Raw genomic sequence first — 5,192 nt, 5'->3', positions numbered from 1 at the left:
AAGACCTTACGGTCTTTAATCATCTCTAGAATTTCCTAAAATAATCAAAAATATTCTTAACATACTCATTAACGTTGAAATCATTGCTGCCACATAGGTCATTGCCGCAGCTGATAACATACTGCGTGCTCCCGCATATTCATCCACATTAAGATAACGTGTTTTCAATATTGTCAAAGCACGACTAGAAGCGTTAAATTCTACTGGCAACGTCACAACTTGAAAAGCTAAAATTCCACACATCGCGAAAAATCCAATCCAAGCAATATTTGTACGTCCCAACAAAAGTCCAATAAATATAGCAATCCAACCTAAATATTGTCCAATATTAGCAATTGGTAAAATGGCATTTCTAAAAGATATAGGCACATATTTTTCTTTATATTGTATGGCATGTCCACATTCATGAGCGGCTACTGCCAATGAAGCAATAGATGTCCCATGATAAATATCTCCTGATAAATTAATCGTCTTTTTACCAGGATTATAATGATCACTTAAGTTTCCTTTAACTTCATAAATTTGAATATCTTGTAATCCTTCACTATCAAGAATTTCACGTGCCAACTGAGCGCCTGTCATTCCTTTAGAATTGGGAATATTTTTATAACGCTTATAGGCTGACTGGACTTTCATCTGTGCCCAAATGGCAAGAAATGATGCAACAATAACTAAGATTGTTCCAATCATATAATATTTATTTCCCATCATACCATAATAATAAAATGACATATTGATCACCTCGTATCTATAGTATACAACATTTATGAACAGAATATGACAATAATAATAAAAAAAGATGAATGATTAATTCATTGCATCTTTTAATCTATTGCTAGGTTTAAATGAAACAGTTTTGCTTGCTGGAATAATCATAACTTCTTTTGTTTTAGGACTTACACCTTTACGTTCCTTACGATTATTAACCTTAAAAGTACCAAAGCCTGAAATCAAAACCTTATCTCCATCTAAAATACTTTCAATCATTGTATCAAAAACTGTATCTACTAACGCTTCAGCATCTTTTTTTGTTAAATCTTTCTTTTGTGAAACGATATCAATAAGTTCTTTTTTATTCATTTTAAATTGCCTCCTACCTAAATCTAAGTAGTAGTATAACATTTCAATTTCAGCAAAGCAACAACAAATTTATAAAACTATCGCAATGACATTTGTCTTACCTTTATTCACAATTTTACTCAAAATATCATGCACTCGAATACAAGCGGTTTCATTCATTGAAGCCAATTTTACACGCATTCCTTCATTGATTAAATCCCCTAATTTTCTACCAAAGACATCGCAATCAAAGATAGCTTCTTTGTTGTTTTCACCATGACTCTGTAAATATTGTATAAATACTTCTGCCTGCTCTTTTGAACCAATTATTGGTTCAAATGTGGATTCAATATCAACCTTAATCATATGAATTGTAGAAGCTGTAGAAACCAATTTCATGCCATATCGCGGTCCCTGCTTAATCACTTCTGGTTCACTTAACTCAATATCTTCCATAATTGGCAATGCATATCCATAGCCAGTCTGCTTAACCATCTTAATAGCACTTTGATATGCCTGATATTCCTTTTGCATCTGCATTAATTCTTGCATTTGTTTTAAAAACATTGCTGAATCAAATTTATCTTGTCCTAATATTTCATTAAGAATCTCATTATAAAGTCCTTTTCTTTCTTTAATGCGTAATGTTGCAGACGAAGAAGATGTATCAATAGATGACAAATAGGCTTTTTTAATAAAGTCAAACTCACCCATATGTGTCGCAATAATTTCAACATCTCTAAAACGTTTGATTTCTTGTAACGATTGTTCTAATGCTTCATCTAAGGTTTGTTTCAGCCAATGTGATGAATCCATTAATGCAATCCATCTTGGTACTTCAATTTTCACTTCATGAATTGGAAATTCATAAAGTGCTTCTTTTAATAAATGAGCAATATCTTCTTCTGTCATTTCATTAACTTTTAACGGAATAACAGGAACATCATGTTTTTGTTTTAAATTCTCTACAAGTTCACTACATTGAATACTTCGAGGATCTTTAGAATTTACCACAATCACAAATGGTTTCCCAATTTCTTTTAATTCCTGAATAACTTCATCAGTCGCCATAACGTAGTCTTGCGCAGGAATTTCACATATAGAACCATCACATGTCATAACTATACCAATGGTTGAATGATCTTGAATAACTTTTTGAGTTCCAATTTTAGCGGCTTCATCAAAAGGTATAGCTTCTAAATACCATGGTGTTTTGACATAACGAATACCTTGTTCATCTTTATATCCTTTTGCTCCATCAATCACATAACCTACACAATCTACTAGTCGAACATTAACACCTAGATTCTCTTCTACATAAATACGTGCTGCCTGATTCGGAACAAATTTAGGTTCCACAGTCATAATCATCTTACCTTCACCAGACTGCGGTAATTCATCTGTTGCACGAATTTTTGCATCAGGATCATCAATATAAGGGATAACTGCCATTTCCATAAAACGTTTAATAAAAGAAGATTTTCCAACTCTTACCGGTCCAACTATCCCTAAATAAATGTCCCCATCGCATCTTTTTCCTATGTCTTTAAGTATATCTATTGTTTGCATATACTTCCTCCTTCTTACACATCAATATATGAATATTTTCGTCAAATAGACCATAACTCTTAAGACAAACTTATTTTATCTGTCCTAAAAAATAGATATGTCAATCATTCCTTAAATATGCTAAAATAACAATTGAAAGAAGGCGCTGAGATGAAATATAAAAATACATTATTAGTTGTCAATGATATGAGTCGTTCAAAGTATTTTTATCGTCATGTCTTAAACTTAAAAGTTTTATTTGACTATCGTGGAAGAACAACACTATCATCTGGTATTATCTTAGAATCTTATGAACTTTGGAAAGAGCTTATTCACAAACCCGAAGAAGAAATCATTTCACAAAACAACGCTTGTGAACTTTATTTTGAGACTGAAGATATTGATCAGTTTATGCAAACACTTGTTGAATTTAATGTTCCTCTCGTTCATCCTTTAAAAGAACATACATGGGGGCAGCGTACTGTCCGTTTTTATGATCCTGATGGTCATATAATTGAAGTTGGTGAAAGTATGAAGAAAGTCGCAAAACGTTTTTTAGGTCAAGGGTTCAGTTATGAAGAAATTGCAAAACTCATGCACGTACCATTAGATTATATCGAGGAAATACTTCAGCATGGATAAAATAAGAATGATAACATCATAAATAAGTACAACACTAAAAATTATGAACCATAACTTTTTCAAAATGATTATTCTTAACATAATAAACTTTATTTTCTTTTACTGAATAAACAAAAGAAAGACGTGTTGCCCAAAGACCTTCTTGTTTGACTGATTTTAATAGATTCATTGCATCACCAACAGAAAAGTCACTATTCTGCTGCTCAAGTTGTTCTTGTGTTCTCTCAAATCTATCATCACCAAAAACAATAAATGACTTGGTCATTTCTGGTTTCAACACAGAATAATTTGTTATAAGTGTATATCTTTGTATTTGTAGACAATATCCAATTCCTGGTTCAATAATCAGTGTACGTCCCATCTTATCAGAAAGCATAGCCTGCATAGTTGTATCTTTTGCATAAACAATTCTTTGATTTTGTACAATATATAAAGCATCATCTAAAGTTATTTTTCCATGAATAAAACTTTCTGTTAAATCAGCAATCGTTATAGGATGTCCTTCCGTTGAATATTTCCCTTTTTCGTTACCATTAACATATAATAATGTCCCAACATTCCCATTTTTATTCACTCCATGAAAAGTATGATATTGATGGTCAGACATTAATATACCAATCGCAAACATATCTTTTCCTTTTATTATTTTATGATTCCATTCATCTAAATCAATTTCAAAATTAAATCCTACAATAGTATCTTTTCCATTATAAACAAATCTTGTACACATTGTTACTTCTCACTTATTTGTATTATCTTTCCCAATTGAATAGCTTCTATATTTTGTGCTATTTTTTCTTTTGGCCAATTCCACCATTTTATTTGAAGAAGCTCTGCAATGATTGATTCATCAAAACGCTTTCTCACTTCTTTAGCTGGAACACCAGCCACAATTGTATAAGGTGGCACATCCTTTGTTACAACACTTCGTGCTCCAATAATTGCTCCATCACCAATTGTTACACCAGCAAGAATTACAGTTTCATATCCAATCCAAACATCATTACCAACAATGATATTTCCTTTATTATCCCAACTTTTTGTAACATCTTTTTTTGAAAGTTTCCATTCCTCAAAAAACAATGGAAAAGGATAAGTACTTAATGAATTCATGGTATGATTAGCACTATTGAATAAAAATTTTGCGCCACAAGCAATAGAACAGAACTTTCCAATCTGAAGTTTATCATGATTGATAGGATAATGATATAAAACGTTATTTTGTTCAAATAATGTAGGATCATTAACAAAATCGTTATATATTGTATAATCACCAACTTCAATATGAGGGTTTGTTATAACATTTTGAAGATATACTGTTTGATAATCTCCACTTCTAGGATAAATTTTCTTTAAATCTTTCATATTTTTACCTCCTATTCTTATTTTATCTATTAATTTTTAACTATTCAATATACTAAATATAACAGAAATAAACAGTAAAAAAGAGAACCTTCAAGTTCTCTCATTATTTTTGATATATTATTTTTCTAATAGCATATATCGAAAGATGATAAACAATAGAAAGTTCTTCAATCGTTCTCCCTGTTCTATATTCAGCAATAATCTTATCATTACGCTGTTTAAGTTCTTTTCGATACCCAGATACTTCACCCCATGATTTATGTTGTTTAGCTGGAATATAAATATAACCAGCTTGCACATATTCTTGTAATTGTTCAACAAGTCCATCAGGGAGAAGATCATTCGCATTCATATATTTCATACATAGCTTCCTCCTTGTTTCATTATGCCAAGTTGCAAAGCCAGTATATCCTAAAAAGCGACTAAAATATCTCCATGCAAACGTCGCTTATACTAGCAATGCATGGAGTTTAAGCACTATTTTTCTTTTTCTTATTAATACACATCTCTATCACCGCCAGATTATCAAAGTATAACATTTCTCTTCTCTCCATTCAAGTTAACCCAATTGATTTTAT

The 5,192-nt window shown here is 31.3% G+C and carries 7 protein-coding genes; 1 reads left to right on the top strand and 6 read right to left on the bottom strand.

Features of this window, described 5'->3' with window-relative positions; translation table 11 throughout:
• Positions 1-15: 15 nt before the first annotated feature.
• The 3 genes from BN350_RS17075 to spoIVA form a co-directional block, all read right to left on the bottom strand.
• Positions 16-732, bottom strand: coding sequence for a zinc metallopeptidase (locus BN350_RS17075; protein WP_028044679.1), 717 nt, complete (start codon positions 730-732; stop codon positions 16-18).
• A gap of 75 nt (positions 733-807) precedes the next feature.
• A complete protein-coding gene (locus BN350_RS17070; protein WP_028044678.1) occupies positions 808-1,080 on the bottom strand; it encodes an HU family DNA-binding protein in 273 nt (90 codons plus the stop codon).
• Positions 1,081-1,149: 69 nt separating this feature from the next.
• Positions 1,150-2,628 (bottom strand): stage IV sporulation protein A, encoded by a 1,479-nt coding sequence (gene spoIVA / locus BN350_RS17065; protein WP_028044677.1) that lies wholly within the window; start codon positions 2,626-2,628, stop codon positions 1,150-1,152.
• A gap of 150 nt (positions 2,629-2,778) precedes the next feature.
• Between spoIVA and BN350_RS17060 the strand changes: the two genes are divergently transcribed.
• On the top strand, positions 2,779-3,249 hold the full coding sequence (locus tag BN350_RS17060) for a VOC family protein (RefSeq protein ID WP_028044676.1): 471 nt from the start codon (positions 2,779-2,781) through the stop codon (positions 3,247-3,249).
• A gap of 34 nt (positions 3,250-3,283) precedes the next feature.
• On the opposite strand, the gene BN350_RS17055 is transcribed toward BN350_RS17060, so the two are convergent.
• From BN350_RS17055 to BN350_RS17045, 3 genes are all read right to left on the bottom strand, one after another.
• Positions 3,284-3,979, bottom strand: a complete 696-nt coding sequence (locus tag BN350_RS17055; RefSeq protein WP_028044675.1) for an Ntn hydrolase family protein — start codon at positions 3,977-3,979, stop codon at positions 3,284-3,286.
• A gap of 2 nt (positions 3,980-3,981) precedes the next feature.
• On the bottom strand, positions 3,982-4,614 hold the full coding sequence (locus BN350_RS17050; RefSeq protein ID WP_028044674.1) for a CatB-related O-acetyltransferase: 633 nt from the start codon (positions 4,612-4,614) through the stop codon (positions 3,982-3,984).
• 103 nt (positions 4,615-4,717) lie between these two features.
• Complete coding sequence (locus BN350_RS17045) at positions 4,718-4,975, bottom strand: CD3324 family protein (RefSeq protein ID WP_028044673.1); 258 nt, start codon at positions 4,973-4,975, stop codon at positions 4,718-4,720.
• Between the last annotated feature and the right edge of the window lie 217 nt (positions 4,976-5,192).

Source organism: Candidatus Stoquefichus massiliensis AP9, from assembly GCF_000455285.1.
GTDB lineage: Bacteria > Bacillota_I > Bacilli_A > Erysipelotrichales > Coprobacillaceae > Stoquefichus > Stoquefichus massiliensis.
Note: the sequence above shows the minus strand (reverse complement) of the source record. Positions and strands in the feature narration are given on the sequence as shown.

Excerpts from the sequence above, each read along its gene's own strand:
- BN350_RS17075 (WP_028044679.1), bottom strand. The coding sequence starts at position 732 with ATGTCATTTTATTATTATGGTATGATGGGAAATAAATATTATATGATT.
- BN350_RS17070 (WP_028044678.1), bottom strand. The coding sequence starts at position 1,080 with ATGAATAAAAAAGAACTTATTGATATCGTTTCACAAAAGAAAGATTTA.
- spoIVA (WP_028044677.1), bottom strand. The coding sequence starts at position 2,628 with ATGCAAACAATAGATATACTTAAAGACATAGGAAAAAGATGCGATGGG.
- BN350_RS17060 (WP_028044676.1), top strand. The coding sequence starts at position 2,779 with ATGAAATATAAAAATACATTATTAGTTGTCAATGATATGAGTCGTTCA.
- BN350_RS17055 (WP_028044675.1), bottom strand. The coding sequence starts at position 3,979 with ATGTGTACAAGATTTGTTTATAATGGAAAAGATACTATTGTAGGATTT.
- BN350_RS17050 (WP_028044674.1), bottom strand. The coding sequence starts at position 4,614 with ATGAAAGATTTAAAGAAAATTTATCCTAGAAGTGGAGATTATCAAACA.
- BN350_RS17045 (WP_028044673.1), bottom strand. The coding sequence starts at position 4,975 with ATGAAATATATGAATGCGAATGATCTTCTCCCTGATGGACTTGTTGAA.